The following is a 16,490-nucleotide window of genomic DNA, read 5'->3' as shown; positions in this document are numbered from 1 at the left end:
GGTGTCCCTCATCGGCTTCTCGGTTGGGAGGAATCGTGGAAAGCACATTCCGTACGCCTGACACCAGCTCGGTCGTCGTCGGCGTGGACGGCTCGCAGTCGGCGCGCAGCGCCGCCCTGTGGGCGGCCAGGGAGGCCGTACGCCGCGGCCGTCCCCTGCACATCGTCTATGGCGCCGACACCGACGGTCGGGCCTTGTACCTGTCGGCGGAGATCATCGAACGGGTCCGCGTCAACGGGCGGGAGCTCCTGGACGACACGGCGAAGGCTGTGTCTGCCGAGTACCCCGGGCTGAACGTGACCACCGAATTCAGCCGCGCGGACGCGGTCGACAGCCTGCACCGGGCCGGCGCGCTCCACGGCACGATCGTGGTCGGTAACCGCGGCCTGGGCGGGTTCAACTCCCTCATGCTCGGCTCGGTCGGCATGGATGTCGCGGCCGCCGCCGTGACCCCCGTCATCGTCGTCCGCGGCATCGACGGGGCCGAGGAGACCGGCACCATCCTCGCTGCCGTCCGTGACGAGCACGACCTCCTGTACGCCAAATACGCCGCCCGGGAAGCCGAGCTGCACAAGGCCTCCCTGCGGCTGCTCCATGTGTGGAACGTGCTGGAGTCCCTCGGCGAGGTGGTCACGATGCTCGACGGCGTCGACGCGATCGCAGGCGGGCACGCAGAGACCCTGCGGGCCGTCACGGGCGCGATCCGCGAGGAGTTCCCCGACCTGGACGTGCAGGCCGATGCGGAGAAGAGCATCTCCGTGGCCGGTGTCCTGGTCGAGGCGTCCCGCCATGCCGACCTGCTCGTCATGGGCGGCCGTCGGGTTCCCGGGCGCCTCGGACTCGCCCCCACCCTGGGCAAAGCCACGCACAGCCTGCTGCACCACGCCCACTGCCCGGTCCTCCTCGTCCCCCGGACCGGCAGCGACTTCGGGAGCCGGTCATGACCAGCCACCAGACAGGAAGCCATGACATCGTCGTGGGTATCGACCCGGACAGGGACTGGCACCTCGCCCTGGCCTGGGCCGCCGACGAGGCACAACGGCGCCGGCTCCCGCTGCGCCTGGTGCTCGCGGTACCGCCCCAGCACGACACCCATCACGTCGATGGCACCCCGGGCCAGACCGCCCTGCGGCAAGCCGGATCCGACAGGCTCGAACAAGCCTGCAACTGGGGGCGTGACCGCCACCCCGAAGTGAGCGTCACCGGTGATCTGCTGGGCGGCTTCCCCGCCCCCGTCCTGGGCGGCGCGGCGCGAGAGGCCCGCATGATCGTCCTCGGCTCCCGGCGCCTGAGACGCACCGCCGAGTTCTTCAGTGCCGGCTCGGTCGTGGTCCCCGTCACCGCCCAGGCCCGTTGCCCCGTCGTCGTCGTGGGCGACGCCGAGCACATCAGCCAGCAGCCGCCCTACGTCGTCGCGGGCATCGACGGCAGCGCGTCCGCCACGGCCGCGCTGGCCCTCGCCTTCGACGAGGCCGACCTTCGGGGTGCGGCACTGCGGGTCGTCTGCGTATGGCAGCCGCCTCTCCTCATGCTCGACGACGAGGAGGTGGCGCTGCGAGCCCAGCGCACTCTGGTCTCCGAGGCCACAGCCGGCTTGTCCGAGAAGTACCCGGACGTGCACGTGACGCACGAGGTCCTCACCGGCCACCCCGTCGAGGAACTGGCCCGGGCCGCCGAGCACGCCCTGTCCGTCGTCGTGGGCCGCCGCGGCACCGGCGGATACACCGGCATGCGGATCGGATCCGTCGTCCACGGACTTCTGCACCGCGCGCACTGCCCCGTGATCACCGTCCCGACCGAATGAGTGCGCCATGACCAGCCGCGCGATCGACACGCCGCCTGTCGGCTCCTCGGCCCCGACGGGGCTGACACAGGCCGAGGCCGAACGCCGACTGGCCGGGTACGGCCGCAACGAGGTGGAACCGCCACGGCCCACACCGCTCCACCATCGTGTGCTGGCACAGCTGCGCGATCCACTGATCATGGTGCTGCTCGGCGCCGCACTCGCGATCGGCGACCACCCGGACGCCGTCGTCATCGGCCTGGTGGTCGTCTTCAACACGACCGTGGGAGTGACCCAGGACGTTCGGGCGGACCGCCCGGTCGCCGCGCTCTCCGCCCTCTCAGCCCCACACGCCCGAGTACGGCGGGGCGGTGAAGCGTACGAAGTGGCGGCAGCGCTCGTGGTGCCGGGTGACAGCCTGCTGCTGGGCGAGGGGGACAGCGTCGCCGCGGAGGCCGATCTCACCGAGGCGTCCGCTCTCCTGATGGACGAGTCCATGCTCACCGGGGAATCGGAACCCGTCGCCAAGACCGCGGGTGACACGGTCGCCGCCGGCACCGTCGTGGTGCGTGGCCGGGGTGTCGCGACCGCCACGGCCACAGGATCCGCCAGTGGGAAGGCCGGGCCATCCGGCCGGAGATACCGTGGAAGCGATGGCGCTCTCGCCGTCGCTTCCGGCCGGAGGTGGGGATGAGCGCAGCCGATCAGCCCGTCGGCCCGAGCGCAGGCGAACAGCCCACCCGCAGTGGTGTTCCCCGGCTGCGGCTCGACGAACTGCTGGATGAGCTGCAGGTACGGATCAACGAGGTCAGGGGCACCCGGGACCGGCTGAACGGTCTACTCGAAGCCGTCATGTCGGTGGGCCGGGAACTCGACCTGCCACAGGTCCTGCGCGGCATCGTCGAGGCCGCTGTGGTGCTCGTGGACGCCAAGTACGGGGCCCTTGGGGTCATCGGGACCGACAAGAAGCTGGCCGAGTTCCTTCCCGTCGGCATCAGTGACGAACTGCGCGGGCAGATCGGGGACCTGCCCTCCGGTCACGGCATTCTCGGCGAGCTGATCCGCCATCCCGAGACGCTGCGGCTCTCGGAACTGTCCGAGCACCCTGCCTCCTACGGGTTCCCGGCCCACCACCCGCCGATGCACTCCTTCCTGGGAGTCCCGATCCGCATCCGCGAGGAGGTCTTCGGCAACCTCTATCTGACCGAGAAGCGCGGTGGAGCCGAGTTCGACGCCGAGGACGAGGCGGTCCTGTCGACCCTCGCGGTGGCGGCCGGCATCGCCATCGAGAACGCCAGGCTCTTCGAAGGTCTCCGGTTGCGTGAGCGCTGGCTGGAGGCCAGCTCGGACATCACCAGCGCCCTGCTCTCCGGAGCACCCGAGGACGATGTCCTCGAAGGCATGCTGGAGCGGGCCAAGGACATCACCGCCGCCGACATGGGCGTCTTCTACCTGCTGGGCTCCGCCGGTGAGCTGCGGGGCTCCCTCGCCCTCGGAGAGGGAGCAGAGGCGCACCGCGGAATCGTCCTGCCCAGCACCCAGGGAACTCTCGCCGAGGCCGCTCTGGCCCGCGACGGCCTCATCACGGTCCCCGACGTGGCGACCGACGAGCACGTCACCGTCCAACCCGAGAGGTGGACCGGCTTCGGCCCGGCCGTGGCCGTCACCGTCGGCACCAAGGAAAGGCTCAGCGGCGTCCTGATGCTCGCCCGGCGGCACGGCCGCCCCGGGTTCGCCACCGCGGAGATCGCCGCGCTGCCGGGGTTCGCCGGTCAGGCCGCCCTCGCGCTCGAGCTTGCCCACCGGCGCCGCGACGCCGAGCAGATGAGCCTGCTGGAGGACCGCGACCGCATCGCCCGCGACCTGCACGACCTCGCCATCCAGCGGCTCTTCGCCACCGGCATGACCCTCCAGAGCGCCCAGCGCTTCGTCGACCACCCCGAGGCGTCCGAACGGCTCACCCGCGCGGTGGACGACCTGGACGCCACCATCAAGATCATCCGCTCCACCATCTTCGGACTCCGCGAGCACGAGGCCCCCGGTGAGGCGTCCAAGCTGCGCTCCCGCCTGGTCCAGGCGATGGACGAGGCCGCGGCAGCCCTTGGCTTCGCCCCGGCCCTGCGGATGGAGGGACTGATCGACACCGACGTACCGTCGGCCGTCGCGGACGAGGCCCTCGCCGTGGTGGGGGAAGCGCTCACCAACGTCGCCCGCCATGCCGAGGCCACGCGGGCGGAAGTCTCGATCGCCGCAGCCGCCGGAAACCTGACCATCACCGTGACCGACAACGGCATCGGCCTGCCCGAGATCGGCCGGCGCAGCGGACTTCGTAATCTGGCAGAGCGTGCCGAAAGGCTGGGCGGCCGGATGGAGGTCGCAGCGCGGGGTGACGGAAAGGGAGGCACGTACCTGGAGTGGCAGGTACCCCTGGCTCGCCCATCGCGGTGATCGTCACCGTCGTCGCTAATTCTTCGCCGTCCCAGTGTCGTGCTCGTGCACCTGGGCGGCGATCACGGCCGCCTGGACCCGCCGCTCCACGCCGAGCTTCCCCAACAGCCGCGAGATGTGGTTCTTGACCGTTTTCTCGGACAGGTAGAGCTGCTTGGCGATCTGCCGGTTGGTGAGGCCGTCCCCGATGAGTTCCAGGACGGCCCGCTCGCGTTCGGACAGAGCCGCCAGCCGGGCGTCCTCCGGCTCCTTCGCCGCCTCAGGGTCCCGGAGAGAGTGCATCAGACGGGCGGTCGTGGCCGGGTCCAGCATGGACTGCCCGGTCGCCACCGTCCGTACGGCGGAGACCAGGTCGGAGCCCTTTATCTGCTTCAGCACGTATCCGGCGGCACCCGCCATGATCGCGTCCAGCAGCGCCTCCTCGTCATCGAAGGACGTCAGCATCAGACAGGCCAGGCCGGGCATGCGAGAGCGCAGCTCGCGGCAGACGGTGATGCCGTCACCGTCGGGCAGCCTCACGTCGAGCACGGCCACGTCCGGGCGCAGCGCCGGCCCGCGGGCCAGCGCCTGCTCGGCCGTGCCCGCCTCGCCGACGACGGTGATGTCGGGCTCGGCGTCCAGGAGGTCTCGCAGCCCGCGCCGGACCACTTCATGGTCGTCGAGGAGGAACACCTTGACCGGCGCCCCGGCGGAGGCGTTCGGATCATCGGACATGATCGCCCCTGGTTCGGTCCCCATGACGCATTTCCATCCGAATTGTCTCAGGAAGGCGTGCAACGCACCCCGTGGCCGCAGGTAGGCACTAGGCGGCGACGGCGCCGTCCAGCTCCATCCGAACGTCCACGACGCCCTCGACCGCGCGGATCGCCCGCTCGAGAAGGGGGACCAGGGCCCGGTCCCGCAGCGGGCCGCGCAGAGTGACAACCCCGTCCTGTACGGCGAAGCCCACGCTCAAGCCGGGTGTCAGCTCGGTGAGCACGCTCTGGCGGATCTCCTCCTCGAGCTCTTCGTCGGGCCGCAGGAACACCTTGAGGAGGTCGCTGCGGCTGACCACGCCTTCCAGCATGCCGAGCGCGTTCACCACGGGCAGGCGCTTGACGTGCTTGCGCGCCATGATCCGGGCGGCCTCGGCAACGGGCGCGTCGGGGTGCACGGTGATCGCCGGGCTCGACATGAGCTCCTCGGCCAGCACCGCGCCGGCCTTCGACGCTTCCTCCAGCTGATCGGGCAGCGCGGGGTCCGTACGCCGGAACTCCTCCTTCGGCAGCAGATCCGCCTCGGAGACCACTCCGACGACGCGGCCCTCGCCTTCCAGGACGGGGACCGCGCTGACCTTCCACTGGTCCATCAGCTCGACGATCTCCTTGTAGGACGCCTCGCGGCCGATGGCGACGGCCGTGTGCGTCATGACGTCACTGACGGTGTACCGGGATGCGGGCATGACGGCTCCTTCGGCGTACGGACGATCAGAGGAAGCTGCCGCTGCCGTAGGGCGCGTACAGGTCGAGGAGGCGCACGCGGGCGGCCTGCAGCCGGTTGGCGAGGACCTGCCCGACCCAGTGGCCCAGGGCAGAGCCGAAAGCGGCGTCGGCGTCCATCAGCGCCCGCACGCGCTCCGCGTCGAACTCGTACGCGCGGACGGGCGACATCGCCTCGGCGCCCAGGCGCCAGGAATAGGGCTTGAAGAGCCACGAGCAGCCGACCAGCTGGCCGGCGCCGAGGCTCTCGATGACCGCGGCGCGCCGCCCGGGCACGTGGACGTCCAAGGTCACGGTTCCGGACCGGACGATCCAGAACCGGTCGGCGTGGCCGCCCTCGCGGAAGAGACGCGTCCCTTCCTCGAAGTTGACCTCTCGGGCCAGTTCCATCAGACGGGAGCGGCAGTCGGCGGGCAGTGCCTCGGAGATACGGGTGGGTGAAGGGGTACTCATGGACGGCCTCCTGTTCGAGTCCGTCTTCAGTCTTGGTCTTCCCGCCGGTCTCGAGCATGGGCCCTGTGGGCCCGTCCAGGGGCCGATCGGCCCCTGTCCGAGATCGGCGCGCGCGGAGATCCTGGGAGCACACGGCCCGTTCACGTCCTTCGCCCCTGTCCGACTGGCAGGCACGGGACGTACGGGCACGGCATGGAGACCGGGGGTGTTCGCCTCCCTCACCATGCCGTCCATCCGGATCGCGGCCTGTTCGCTCGACGAAGGACGTCCACGATGAAAAGCCACCCGGCCGGTGCGACCACCAGTTCGTCTCCCGTCGGTGTGACGGGACGGCAGATGGAAGAGCTCAGCGCCGACGAGGCGCTGCACCTGCTGGGCACCGCCGAACTGGGCCGGATCGTCTTCACACGTCACGCGCTGCCCGCCGTACGCCCGGTCAACCACGTGCTCGATGCCGGCGACATCATCGTCTGCGTCCAGGACGGATCGACGCTGGCGGCGCTGCTCGCGACCCAGCAGGATGCGGGCGTGGTCGTCGCCTACGAGGCCGACGACATCGATCCGGGTGAACACCTGGGCTGGAGCGTGGTCGCCACTGGCTACGCCACCGCTGTCACCGACCCGGACGAGATCGAGCGGTACGTGCGCCTCCTGGAGCCCTGGGCCGCGGGCAGCGCATCGGGAACGGTCCGGATCCGACCCGACCTCGTCACCGGGTTCCGCTTGCGTGAGGGCGGCCCGTAGCGGCGCCCGTTCGCGCGCTTCACGTCCACTCGGCCCTTCGCAGGTCACGATGGTGCGGCACGAGCCCGCAGGAGTTCCGGAGGTGCCATGCCGAAGCGCGGTTGGACCGTGGCGGTCCCGCCTGCTTTCCACGGATACCGCGCCTCCTGGCTCCGGGGTGACGTGCTGGCCGGCATCACGGTCGCCGCCTACCTCGTACCGCAGGTCATGGCCTACGCCGGCGTTGCCGGTCTGCCGCCGGTCGCCGGTCTCTGGGCCGCCCTCCCGGCCATGGTCCTCTACGCCCTCAGCGGGTCCTCCCGCCTGCTGTCCGTCGGCCCGGAATCGACCACCGCCCTCATGACCGCCGTGGCCGTGGGCCCGCTGGCGGCCGGCGATCCCGCCCGCTACGCGGTGCTCTCGGCGGCCCTGGCCGTCGTGGTCGGTCTGCTCTGCCTCGTCGCGTGGGCCGTCAGGCTGGGCTTCCTCGCGGATCTCCTCTCCCGGCCGGTCCTCGTCGGCTACCTGGCCGGCCTCGCCCTGATCATGATCGTGGACCAGCTTCCCCGCCTGACCGGGACCAGTGGCAGCGGATCGGGCTTCTTCCCTCAGCTGTTCTCGTTCCTCCACCGTCTCGGTGACGTGCACTGGCCCACGGCCGTGCTCGCCGCCGGATGCCTCGCCCTTCTGTTCGCCCTGCCCCTGGTGTGGCGACCGCTGCCCGGGCCCCTCGTCGTGCTGGCGCTCGCCACGGCAGTGGTGGCGGGCTTCGCCCTTGACGAGAACCGCGGCATCAACGTCATCGGAGTCGTCCCGACCGGCCTTCCGGGCTTCGCCCTGCCCGATCCGTCGGATTACGCCGAGCTGGTCCTGCCGGCCGTCGGAGTGCTCCTCGTCGGGTATTCAGACGTCATCCTGACGGCGCGCGCCTTCGCCCGCCACGACGATCCGCACCCCTTGGCAGCCAACCGCGAGCTGCTGGCACTCGGCGTATCCAACATCGGCGCCGGAGTCCTGCACGGCTTTCCCGTCAGCAGCAGCGCCAGCCGCACCGCCCTCGCCGACTCCGCCGGCGCCCGCACCCAGGCGTACTCCCTCGTCGGCGCCGGCTGCGTGGCCGCCGTCCTGCTCTTCCTGGGCCCGCTGCCGGCCCACACCCCGTCCGCCGCTCTCGGCGCCATCGTCATCTACGCCGCCGTACGCCTGATCGAGGTGGGCGAGTTCCTCAGGCTGGCGGCCTTCCGCCGCCGCGAGCTCCTGCTCGCCCTCGGCTGCGGACTCGGCGTCCTCGCCCTCGGCATCCTGTACGGCGTGCTCCTCGCCGTAGCTCTGTCCGTCGCCGAACTCCTCACGAGGGTCGCCCGACCCCACGACGCCGTCGAGGGAATCGTCCCGGGCCTGGCCGGCATGCACGACGTCGACGACTACCCGAGCGCGCACACCATTCCCGGCCTGCTCATCTACCGCTACGACTCGCCGCTGTTCTTCGCCAACGCCGAGGACTTCCGCCGCCGGGCACTGGCCTCGGTCTCGGCGCAGGACGAACCCGTGCACTGGTTCGTCCTGAACACCGAGGCCAACGTCGAGGTCGACATCACCGCCCTCGACGCCGTCGAGGCCCTGCGCTCCGAACTCGCCCAACGGGACATCGTGTTCGCCCTCGCCCGCGTCAAGCAGGACCTTCGTCGCCCCCTCGACGCCTACGGCCTGACAGCCGCGGTCGGCCCGGAGCGCATCTTCCCCACGCTCCCCACAGCCGTTGCCGCCTATCGGGACTGGCAACGCGCCATGGGCCACGATCCAGCCCTTTGAGCAAGACTCCAGACTGAGGAGCCGGGCGCCGGAGACGGGAGGATCGGTGTCGGAGCTGCCCCGGTGGCGCTACGGCCCTGCGCGAGGGATCGCAACGAGTCGCTCGTCACGCCGTGGTGTCCCTTCCGCGCCTCTCACGAACGTAAGACTGCGGACCACTCCGAGCGCCTCGTCCCTACCACGAGCACCCGAACGGATGAAGCGGGCTGCACCTGGGTGCCGCCGAGGCTGGTGAGAACGCGCTCAGCGCCGGTCACACCGCGTCAGCGGCGGACACGGGGCATGCCCAGGCCGATCCAGGAGATGATCTCGCGCTGGATCTCGTTGTTGCCGCCGCCGAAGGTGAAGATCACCGCGCTGCGGTAGCCGCGTTCCAGTTCGCCGTGGAGGACCGCGCCCGCGGAGCCGTCCTTCAGGGGACCCGCGGCGGCGGTGACCTCCATCAGCCAGGCGTAGGCGTCGCGGCGGGCCTCGGAGCCGTAGACCTTGACGGCGGAGGCGTCCTGGGGGGTGAGCGTGCCGTCCTGGACGGCGTTCACCATCTTCCAGTTGAGGAGCTTCATGGCGTCGAGGCGGGCGTGGGTGCGGGCGAGGCGGCCCCGGACCCAGCCGAGGTCGATGACGCGGCGGCCGTCGGCGATTTTGGTGTTCGCGGCCCAGCGCTGGACGTCGTGCAGGGCGCGGATGGCCATGGTGCCGTGGGCGGCCAGGGTGACGCGCTCGTGGTTGAGCTGGTTGGTGATCAGGCGCCAGCCCTTGTTCTCCGGGCCGACGCGGCGGGACGCGGGCACGCGGACGTCCTCGTAGTAGCTCGCGGTGGTGTCGTGCGAGGCCAGGGTGTTGATGAGGGTGCAGGAGTAGCCGGGGTCGGAGGTGGGGACCAGGAGCATGGTGATGCCCTTGTGTGCCGCGACGCCTTCTTCGACGGGGGTGGTGCGGACCGCGAGCCAGACCCAGTCGGCCGTGTCGCCGTTGGTGGTCCAGATCTTCTGGCCGTTGACGACGTACGTGCCGGTCTCCTCGTCGCCCTCGCGCACGGCCCGGCACTTGAGGGCGGCGAGGTCGGTCCCGGCATCGGGCTCGCTGTAGCCGATGGCGAAGTCGATCTCGCCGGCGAGGATCTTCGGGAGGAAGTACGCCTTCTGCTCGTCCGTGCCGAACTGCATGAGGGTCGGTCCGACGGTGTTCAGCGCCATCAGCGGCAGCGGTACGACGGCCTGCGCGGCCTCGTCGAAGAAGATGAACTGGTCCATCGGCGTCATCCCGCGTCCGCCGTACTCCTGCGGCCAGCCGACGCCGAGCCAGCCGTCGGCGCCGAGGCGGCGGATGGTCTCGCGGTAGAAGCGCTTCTGGGCGGCGGGGTCCTCGTAACGGGAGTAGACGTCCTCCGGCACCAGCTCGGCGAAGTAGGCACGCAGCTCGGCGCGCAACTGCTGCTGCTCAGGCGTGTATTCGAGGTGCACGGCCCCTCCAGGATTCCGGCTGCTCTGCGTCCCTGCTGGCGGCGCACAGAGTAGAACCTGTTTCAAGAATCCGGAAGGGGCGTCACACCGCGCGGAGCGGGAGCCGGGAGCCGGTGCGGTCAGCCGTACCGGCGGCCCAGCAGCCGGAACGCCGCCACCGTGGCGAGCACCGCCAGACCCAGCACGATGCCGCTCTCGACCAGCTGGATCGGCCAGAAGTGGGACTCCGGGTGGTGCCGGAAGTCCGTCAGGCCGGACCCTCCGGGCACCGACCGGTTCCAGTCGCTCCAGGACCGGGGGCCGCCGTGGGCCGCGGGCCACAGGGAGGGGCGCAGTACGGTCATCACCGCGGCCAGTGCGCCGGTGGCGGTCACGGCCGCGGCGATGGCCGGGACCGTACGGCCCACCAGCAGCCCGGCCAGGGCACCGGCGCCGAGGCCGAACAGGGCGTAGGCCACCGGCGCCGCCCCCAGCGCCTGGTACACCTGCCAGGCGTACCACTCCGTCCGGTAGTAGCCGCGCTCCCCGGTGCGCCGGGCCTGGCCGACGACCAGGGAGATCAGCGGGACGGCGAGCAGTACGGCGGCCGCGGGGACGGCGAGCTTCGCCGCGAGCCACTGGGCGGGAGCGAGGGACTGGGTCCACTGCATGCGGTACGTGCCCGTCTCCATCTCCCGGCCGGTCATCGGGCCGGCCATGAGTGCGGCGAGCAGCAGCGGAAGGACGGTCACGGCCAGCCCCGCGTACTGGAGCAGGACGTTGGACATGAGCATGGTGTCGAGGTAGCCGCGGACCTGGTCGCCGCAGCCCGGGACGGTGTTCTCGACCGAGCAGCCGCTCGCGGCGAAGTCGTCGGCGGCTGCTGTGGCGGCGTACCAGCGGTGGCCGAGCAGTACGCCGACGGCGGCGGCCGGGAGGGCGAGTACGGCCCACAGGGCGCGGCGGTGCACCAGGGCGGTGACCCGCAGGGCGCCCTTGAGGGCGGCGGCGGCCGGAAGGCCGGCGGTCAGGACCGCCGGGGTGGCGGGGGTGCTCATGCGGCCGCCACCTCCGCCGTCGGCGTCAGCAGGGCCGGGGCCCCGGGCGAACGCAGGTGCGCCAGCAGAAGTTCCTCCAGGGTGGGTTCGACGGCCTGCAGGCCGTCGCCGGCGCCGCCCATGGGGCCTTCGCGCCGGACGAGCGCCGTCAGCTGCCGTCCCGTGGTCCGGGATTCGACGATGGTGTGCGGGGCCAGGTCCCGCACGGGGCCGGTCACCAGCGCGTGGGCGCCGAGGATGTCGTCGATGCCGCCGCCGAGGCGGATCCGGCCGTCGTCGACCAGGAGCAGGTAGTCGCAGGCGTGCTCCAGCTCGCCGAGGATGTGCGACGACATCACCACGGTCGTGCCGTGTTCGGCGGCCGTGGCCAGAAGCGTTCCCATCAGGCGCCGGCGGGCGAGCGGGTCGAGGTCGGCCATCGGCTCGTCGAGCAGCATGAGGTCGGGGCGCTTGCCCAGCGCGAGCGCGAGGGCGACCCGGGTGCGCAGGCCTCCGGAGAGGTTCCGGATGCGGCTGCCGCGGTCGAGCTCCCCGGCCTCGATCACCGCTTCGGCCGCCGCCGCGTCCCAGCGTCCGGGGTTCAGCTCGGCGCCCATGCGCAGCGTCTCGCCGACGGTGAGCTGCGGGTAGAGCGGCTTGTCCTGGGCCACGTAGGCCACTTGCCCGCGTGCCGCGCCCCGGATGGTGCCCTCCGTGGGCGCCAGCAGTCCGGCCGCGAGCGCGAGCAGGGTGGACTTGCCCGCGCCGTTGGGGCCGACGAGCGCGCAGACGCGCCCGGCGGGCACCCTGAACGAGCATTCGCGCAGGGCCCAGGCCTGCCCGAACCTCCTGCCGAGGCGGTGCGCCTCGATGGTCACTGTCACGGACCCTCCCCCTTGTTCGGTTCGCTCTCGGCTTCGCCGAGTACGGCGGTGAAGAGCGCGGTGATGTCGTCCTTCTCCAGGCCGGCCGCGCGGGCCCGGTCCATCCACTGCACGAGCTCGGCGCGCAGCGGCCCGTCGGCGGCCCTGCCCTCGCCGAGTGCGCGGCGGACGAACGTGCCCAGGCCGCGGCGCCCCTCCACGAGCCCTTCGCGTTCCAGTTCCCGGTACGCCTTGAGCACGGTGTTGGGGTTGACGGCGGTGGCCTCGACCACTTCGCGGGCCGTCGGCAGCCGGTCGCCCGGCCGGAGCAGACCGAGCCTGAGGGCCTGTTTGGTCTGCTGCACGATCTGGAGATAGGTGGCCACGCCACTGCGCCGGTCGATGCGGTATGCCACCACGTCTCCTTGCACCACCCTTTCACTAATTAAGTAGTGAAAGGGTGGTGCAAGGAGGGCACGCCTGTCAACCCGCCCGGCCCGGAGGGAGGTTCGGGCACGGGCGGGTTCCGGACCGGGCTTCCGGACCGGTGCGGGCTCAGGCCTGCACGGACACCGGCAGCGGGAGGCCGGCGCCGAGGGCGGTGATCAGACCGGCCGCGGTACGGGCCATCGCGGCCCGGCCCACCGACAGGTAGGCGCGCGTGTCCACGGCGCTCGGGTGGGCGTCGAGGTAGGCGCGGATGGCGTCCGTCATGGCCACGTTGAGCGCGGTGCCGATGTTGACCTTGGCGATCCCGCCGGCGACAGCCGCCGCGAGCTCCTCGTCCGGGAGCCCGGAGGAGCCGTGCAGGACCAGCGGCACGTCCACGGCCGCCGCGAGCCGGGCGAGCAGCTCGTGGTCGAGCACCCCGGTCCGGGTGGTCATGGCGTGGGTGGTGCCGATCGCGACCGCGAGCGCGTCCACCCCGGAGGCGGCGACGAAGTCCCGCGCCTCGCCGGGATCGGTCCGCGCACCGGGAGCGTGCGCGTCGAGCGGGGCGGCTCCGTCCTTGCCGCCGACCTCGCCGAGCTCCGCCTCGATCCACATGCCGTGGGCGTGCGCCCAGTCCACCGCGGCCCGGGTGGCGGCCAGGTTCTCCTCGTACGACAGGTGCGAGGCGTCGTACATGACGGAGCTGAACCCCGCCGACGCGGACTGCCGCAGCAGATCGGGGCTCTTGACGTGGTCGAGGTGGAGGGCGACGGGCACCTCCGCGGCCTCGGCGGCCGCTGCGGCCGCCCGCGCCAGCGGGAGCACCCGCCCGTGCCGGTACTTCACGGCGTTCTCGCTGATCTGGAGCACGACGGGGGCCTGCACGGACTCGGCGCCCGCGATGACCGCCTCGGCGTGCTCGAGGGTGATGATGTTGAAGGCGGCGACGGCGCGCTTCCCGGCGGTGGCCGCCGCGACGAGGGCGCCGGTTGCGGCGAGGGTCATCGGATCTCCCCTGCGAGGATCACGGAGCGGGTCAGGTGCCGCGGGCTGTCCGGGTCGAGGCCCCGGCGGTCGGCCACGGCCAGGGCGAGGCGCTGGGCGCGCACGAGCTCGGCGAGCGGGTCGAGGGTGCCCTGGATCCAGCGGCCGCCGGTGGCGGCGACCTGCTCGGGCAGCCCGTGGGGCGCCTGGCCGAACATCCAGGTGGCACTGTCGTCGCCGGTCACGCTGATCGGACCGTGGCGGTACTCCATGGCCGGGTACGCCTCGGCCCAGGAGAGCGAGGCCTCGCGCATCTTGAGCGCCGCCTCCTCGGCGAGCCCGGCGGTCCAGCCGCGGCCGAGGAAGGTGAACTGGCCGCACTCCGCGAGCCCTTCGGGCAACGGCTCGGCGAGCGCGGTGCGGGCGTCCTCGACGGCCGCGGCCGGGTGCTCGCCGAAGTGGGCGCGCAGCAGGGTGAGGGCGGAGGTGGCGAACCGCGTCTGGACGACGGAGCGTTCGTCCGCGAAGCCGAGGACGACGAGGTCGTCGGCGAGGGCGGCGACCGGGGTGTCGGGATCTCCGATGACGGCGGTGGTACGGGTGCGGCCGCGCAGCCCGGCGAGCAGGTCGAGCACCTCGGTGGTGGTGCCGGAGCGGGTCAGGGCGATCACCCGGTCGTAGCGCCGGCCGGCCGGGAACTCCGAGGCGGGGAAGGCGTCCGTCTCGCCGAGCCCGGCGGCCTCGCGCAGCGCGGCGGCGGCGCGGGCCATGAAGTACGAGGTGCCGCAGCCGGTGACGGCGACCCGCTCGCCGGGAGCGGGGAGCATCTCGCGGTGGGCGGGGGCGAGCCCGGCAGCACGCTGCCAGCACTCGGGCTGCGAGTTCAGTTCGTGGGCGGCATGGCTCATTCCAGACGACTCCCTCTCGGGGTTCCCCGCGGTTCCGCGGGGTTCGCACTGCTCGATGCTTGTTCTTGCAAGTTATCGTGCAGTTTCGAGCAACTTCAAGCATCTCGCTCCGATTGGCTGGGCTAGGGTCGGCGGGTACGGCGACACGCGTACGGCAACAGACCACGGAGGAAGCCCGATGTCCCGCGACGCCCGCTGGAAGACACTGCTGGACCTGCTCGTGGAGCGGGGCCGGCTGGACGTGGATCCGACGGCCGCAGAGCTCGGGGTGTCCGCCGCGACCGTCCGCCGCGACTTCGACCAGCTCGCCGAACAGCAGCTGCTCGTACGGACCCGCGGCGGCGCGGTGGTACACGGCGTGTCGTACGAACTGCCCCTGCGCTACCGCAGCTCACGGCGCGCGGCAGAGAAGCAGCGGATCAGCGCCGCGGTGGCCGGGCTGATCACCCCCGGCGAGGCCGTCGGGCTGACCGGCGGCACCACGACGACCGAGGTGGCGCGGGCGCTGGCGGCCCGCCCGGACCTGGCGGGGGCCGACGCCGGTGCCGTCACCCTGACCGTGGTGACCAACGCCCTCAACATCGCCGTCGAGCTGGCCATCCGGCCGCAGTTCAAGGTGGTGGTGACCGGCGGGGTGGCACGGCCGCAGACGTACGAGCTGACCGGCCCGCTGGCGGACGGGGTGCTCGGCCAGATCACGCTGGACACGGCGGTGCTCGGGGTCGACGCCTTCGACACCCTCGACGGCGCGGCCGCGCACGACCAGGACGAAGCGGCGATCAACCGCCTGCTGTGCGAACGGGCCGGGCGGGTGGTGGTGGCGACGGACTCCAGCAAGCTGGGGCGCCGCGCCTTCGCCCGGATCTGCCCGGCCTCCCGGGTGGACGTCCTGGTGACGGACGCGGCGGTGGCGCCCCGGACGGTCGAGGCCTTCCGCGACGCGGGCGTCGAGGTACAGGTCGTCTGAACCCCCGTTCCTGACGATCTGCCGGCCCCCGACACCCGCGTGACGGCGTAGGACGGCCACGCGCGCGGGCATGACTCGGCAAACCCGGCAAAGGGGGCCGGACGCGGCCCGTGCGTGAGCCGTATCCACCCTTGTTCACGCCCTCACCAGGAACAACGCCGAAAACTGCAACAATCGATCACTCTGGATTACCGATGGGAGTGGAAGATGTTGGAGCGGCATGAACTGGACGGGTTCCTCGCGCTCGCCGAGGAACTGCACTTCGGGCGGGCCGCCGACCGGCTGACCGTCTCCCGCGCGCACATCAGCCAGACCATCAAGAAGCTGGAGCGCCGCATCGGCGCGCCGCTGTTCGTCCGCACCAGCCGGCGCGTGACCCTCACCCCGCTCGGCGAGCAGCTCCGCGACGACCTGGCCCCGCACCACCTCGCCCTCACGGAGGCGGTGCGGCGCGCGATCGCCACCGCCCAGGGCACCACCGGCACCCTGCGGATCGGGTTCGTCGGCGCACTGTGGGGACAGCTGTTCGTCCTCGCGGCGGACGTCTTCCGCACCGAGCACCCCGACTGCGGGGTCGAACTGCGCGAGTTCGCGTTCGGCGTGGCCCAGCAGCCGGTGCGCACCGGCGAGATGGACCTGATGAACGCGAGCTTCCCCGTCCTGGAGCCCGACCTGATCACGGGACCGCCCCTGGTGCGCGAGCCCCGGATGCTGGCCATCTCCTCCGGCCACCCGCTGGCGGCCCGCGCGGAGCTGAAGATGGCGGACCTCGCCGGCGTCACCATGATCCGTACCCCCACCATGCCGGAGTACTGGGCCCGCTCGCGCACATTGCGCGACGGCATCGGCGAGGCCGCCGGGGACAGCGCCCCCGAGGGGCCGATGGCGGGCTCGCTCCAGGAGGGGCTGGCGCTGATCGCCGCCGGCAAGGGGGCCTACCCCGTGGGCGCCCAGGTCGTCCGCTTCTACCTGCGTCCCGACCTCGCGTACGTCCCGATCACGGACGCGCCGCCGCTGGACTGGGGCCTGGTATGGCGGGGCGGGAACGACACCCCGCTGCTGCGTGCGTTCGTCCGTACCGTGCAGGAGGTGGCGAGCACCTCCGGGCACCCGGGGACCTCCCCCGAGGAGCTGGCGGGCGACTGCCCGCAGGAGTGACG

17 protein-coding genes are annotated in these 16,490 nt (G+C 72.0%); 8 read left to right on the top strand and 9 right to left on the bottom strand.

Annotation, left to right across the window (positions count from 1 at the left end; translation table 11 throughout):
* Nucleotides 1-35 precede the first annotated feature (35 nt).
* Genes ACZ7H1_RS09800 through ACZ7H1_RS09785 form a run of 4 tightly spaced genes read left to right on the top strand, consistent with a single transcriptional unit; the run spans nt 36 to nt 4,231 of the window.
* On the top strand, nt 36-944 hold the full coding sequence (locus ACZ7H1_RS09800; protein WP_470785235.1) for a universal stress protein: 909 nt from the start codon (nt 36-38) through the stop codon (nt 942-944).
* Nucleotides 941-1,804, top strand: coding sequence for a universal stress protein (locus ACZ7H1_RS09795; protein ID WP_470785233.1), 864 nt, complete (start codon nt 941-943; stop codon nt 1,802-1,804). The genes ACZ7H1_RS09800 and ACZ7H1_RS09795 overlap by 4 nt, the downstream gene beginning before the upstream one ends.
* A gap of 7 nt (nt 1,805-1,811) precedes the next feature.
* Nucleotides 1,812-2,477 (top strand): P-type ATPase actuator domain-containing protein, encoded by a 666-nt coding sequence (locus ACZ7H1_RS09790; RefSeq protein WP_470785231.1) that lies wholly within the window; start codon nt 1,812-1,814, stop codon nt 2,475-2,477.
* Nucleotides 2,474-4,231 (top strand): sensor histidine kinase, encoded by a 1,758-nt coding sequence (locus tag ACZ7H1_RS09785; RefSeq protein ID WP_470785229.1) that lies wholly within the window; start codon nt 2,474-2,476, stop codon nt 4,229-4,231. Before ACZ7H1_RS09790 ends, ACZ7H1_RS09785 begins: the two co-directional genes overlap by 4 nt.
* Before the next feature lie 15 nt (nt 4,232-4,246).
* On the opposite strand, the gene ACZ7H1_RS09780 is transcribed toward ACZ7H1_RS09785, so the two are convergent.
* The 3 genes from ACZ7H1_RS09780 to ACZ7H1_RS09770 form a co-directional block, all read right to left on the bottom strand.
* On the bottom strand, nt 4,247-4,945 hold the full coding sequence (locus tag ACZ7H1_RS09780; protein ID WP_470785227.1) for a response regulator: 699 nt from the start codon (nt 4,943-4,945) through the stop codon (nt 4,247-4,249).
* Nucleotides 4,946-5,033: 88 nt separating this feature from the next.
* On the bottom strand, nt 5,034-5,672 hold the full coding sequence (locus tag ACZ7H1_RS09775) for a CBS domain-containing protein (protein WP_470785225.1): 639 nt from the start codon (nt 5,670-5,672) through the stop codon (nt 5,034-5,036).
* 25 nt (nt 5,673-5,697) lie between these two features.
* Complete coding sequence (locus ACZ7H1_RS09770) at nt 5,698-6,162, bottom strand: Crp/Fnr family transcriptional regulator (RefSeq protein ID WP_383511184.1); 465 nt, start codon at nt 6,160-6,162, stop codon at nt 5,698-5,700.
* Nucleotides 6,163-6,435: 273 nt separating this feature from the next.
* Here ACZ7H1_RS09770 and ACZ7H1_RS09765 point away from each other — a divergent pair, with 273 nt between their 5' ends.
* Both ACZ7H1_RS09765 and ACZ7H1_RS09760 read left to right on the top strand, forming a co-directional pair.
* Nucleotides 6,436-6,906: a pyridoxamine 5'-phosphate oxidase family protein gene (locus ACZ7H1_RS09765; RefSeq protein ID WP_470785223.1), complete on the top strand. Its 471-nt coding sequence runs from the start codon at nt 6,436-6,438 to the stop codon at nt 6,904-6,906.
* Nucleotides 6,907-6,993: 87 nt separating this feature from the next.
* Nucleotides 6,994-8,697 (top strand): SulP family inorganic anion transporter, encoded by a 1,704-nt coding sequence (locus ACZ7H1_RS09760; protein ID WP_470785221.1) that lies wholly within the window; start codon nt 6,994-6,996, stop codon nt 8,695-8,697.
* A gap of 263 nt (nt 8,698-8,960) precedes the next feature.
* Here the strand turns inward: ACZ7H1_RS09760 and ACZ7H1_RS09755 are convergent, their stop codons facing one another.
* The 6 genes from ACZ7H1_RS09755 to ACZ7H1_RS09730 form a co-directional block, all read right to left on the bottom strand.
* A complete protein-coding gene (locus tag ACZ7H1_RS09755) occupies nt 8,961-10,160 on the bottom strand; it encodes an acyl-CoA dehydrogenase family protein (protein ID WP_470785219.1) in 1,200 nt (399 codons plus the stop codon).
* Nucleotides 10,161-10,279: 119 nt separating this feature from the next.
* Nucleotides 10,280-11,197 (bottom strand): hypothetical protein, encoded by a 918-nt coding sequence (locus ACZ7H1_RS09750; RefSeq protein WP_470785217.1) that lies wholly within the window; start codon nt 11,195-11,197, stop codon nt 10,280-10,282.
* Entirely contained in the window at nt 11,194-12,060 is an 867-nt protein-coding gene (locus ACZ7H1_RS09745) for an ATP-binding cassette domain-containing protein (RefSeq protein ID WP_470785215.1), read from the bottom strand. The genes ACZ7H1_RS09750 and ACZ7H1_RS09745 overlap by 4 nt, the downstream gene beginning before the upstream one ends.
* Entirely contained in the window at nt 12,057-12,458 is a 402-nt protein-coding gene (locus ACZ7H1_RS09740; RefSeq protein WP_470785214.1) for a GntR family transcriptional regulator, read from the bottom strand. Before ACZ7H1_RS09740 ends, ACZ7H1_RS09745 begins: the two co-directional genes overlap by 4 nt.
* 136 nt (nt 12,459-12,594) lie before the next feature.
* Nucleotides 12,595-13,476 carry a class II fructose-bisphosphate aldolase gene (locus ACZ7H1_RS09735; protein ID WP_470785212.1) on the bottom strand — a complete coding sequence of 294 codons (882 nt, stop codon included), beginning with the start codon at nt 13,474-13,476 and terminating at the stop codon, nt 12,595-12,597.
* Nucleotides 13,473-14,363: an SIS domain-containing protein gene (locus ACZ7H1_RS09730; protein WP_470785210.1), complete on the bottom strand. Its 891-nt coding sequence runs from the start codon at nt 14,361-14,363 to the stop codon at nt 13,473-13,475. The genes ACZ7H1_RS09735 and ACZ7H1_RS09730 overlap by 4 nt, the downstream gene beginning before the upstream one ends.
* 178 nt (nt 14,364-14,541) lie before the next feature.
* On the opposite strand from ACZ7H1_RS09730, the gene ACZ7H1_RS09725 reads away from it, so the two are divergent.
* Nucleotides 14,542-15,330 (top strand): DeoR/GlpR family DNA-binding transcription regulator, encoded by a 789-nt coding sequence (locus ACZ7H1_RS09725; RefSeq protein ID WP_470785209.1) that lies wholly within the window; start codon nt 14,542-14,544, stop codon nt 15,328-15,330.
* A gap of 207 nt (nt 15,331-15,537) precedes the next feature.
* Nucleotides 15,538-16,488 carry a LysR family transcriptional regulator gene (locus tag ACZ7H1_RS09720; RefSeq protein WP_470785208.1) on the top strand — a complete coding sequence of 317 codons (951 nt, stop codon included), beginning with the start codon at nt 15,538-15,540 and terminating at the stop codon, nt 16,486-16,488.
* Nucleotides 16,489-16,490 lie beyond the last annotated feature (2 nt).

It is taken from the genome of Streptomyces sp. NPDC037401 (assembly GCF_055602345.1).
The sequence above is the reverse complement of the archived record's forward strand: the minus strand, read 5'-3'. Positions and strand labels throughout refer to the sequence as shown.

What these genes read in the sequence shown, in the direction of transcription:
- ACZ7H1_RS09795 (WP_470785233.1), top strand. Translation starts at nt 941, where the DNA reads ATGACCAGCCACCAGACAGGAAGCCATGACATCGTCGTGGGTATCGAC.
- ACZ7H1_RS09790 (WP_470785231.1), top strand. Translation starts at nt 1,812, where the DNA reads ATGACCAGCCGCGCGATCGACACGCCGCCTGTCGGCTCCTCGGCCCCG.
- ACZ7H1_RS09785 (WP_470785229.1), top strand. Translation starts at nt 2,474, where the DNA reads ATGAGCGCAGCCGATCAGCCCGTCGGCCCGAGCGCAGGCGAACAGCCC.
- ACZ7H1_RS09780 (WP_470785227.1), bottom strand. Translation starts at nt 4,945, where the DNA reads ATGTCCGATGATCCGAACGCCTCCGCCGGGGCGCCGGTCAAGGTGTTC.
- ACZ7H1_RS09775 (WP_470785225.1), bottom strand. Translation starts at nt 5,672, where the DNA reads ATGCCCGCATCCCGGTACACCGTCAGTGACGTCATGACGCACACGGCC.
- ACZ7H1_RS09770 (WP_383511184.1), bottom strand. Translation starts at nt 6,162, where the DNA reads ATGAGTACCCCTTCACCCACCCGTATCTCCGAGGCACTGCCCGCCGAC.
- ACZ7H1_RS09765 (WP_470785223.1), top strand. Translation starts at nt 6,436, where the DNA reads ATGAAAAGCCACCCGGCCGGTGCGACCACCAGTTCGTCTCCCGTCGGT.
- ACZ7H1_RS09760 (WP_470785221.1), top strand. Translation starts at nt 6,994, where the DNA reads ATGCCGAAGCGCGGTTGGACCGTGGCGGTCCCGCCTGCTTTCCACGGA.
- ACZ7H1_RS09750 (WP_470785217.1), bottom strand. Translation starts at nt 11,197, where the DNA reads ATGAGCACCCCCGCCACCCCGGCGGTCCTGACCGCCGGCCTTCCGGCC.
- ACZ7H1_RS09735 (WP_470785212.1), bottom strand. Translation starts at nt 13,476, where the DNA reads ATGACCCTCGCCGCAACCGGCGCCCTCGTCGCGGCGGCCACCGCCGGG.
- ACZ7H1_RS09730 (WP_470785210.1), bottom strand. Translation starts at nt 14,363, where the DNA reads ATGAGCCATGCCGCCCACGAACTGAACTCGCAGCCCGAGTGCTGGCAG.
- ACZ7H1_RS09725 (WP_470785209.1), top strand. Translation starts at nt 14,542, where the DNA reads ATGTCCCGCGACGCCCGCTGGAAGACACTGCTGGACCTGCTCGTGGAG.
- ACZ7H1_RS09720 (WP_470785208.1), top strand. Translation starts at nt 15,538, where the DNA reads ATGTTGGAGCGGCATGAACTGGACGGGTTCCTCGCGCTCGCCGAGGAA.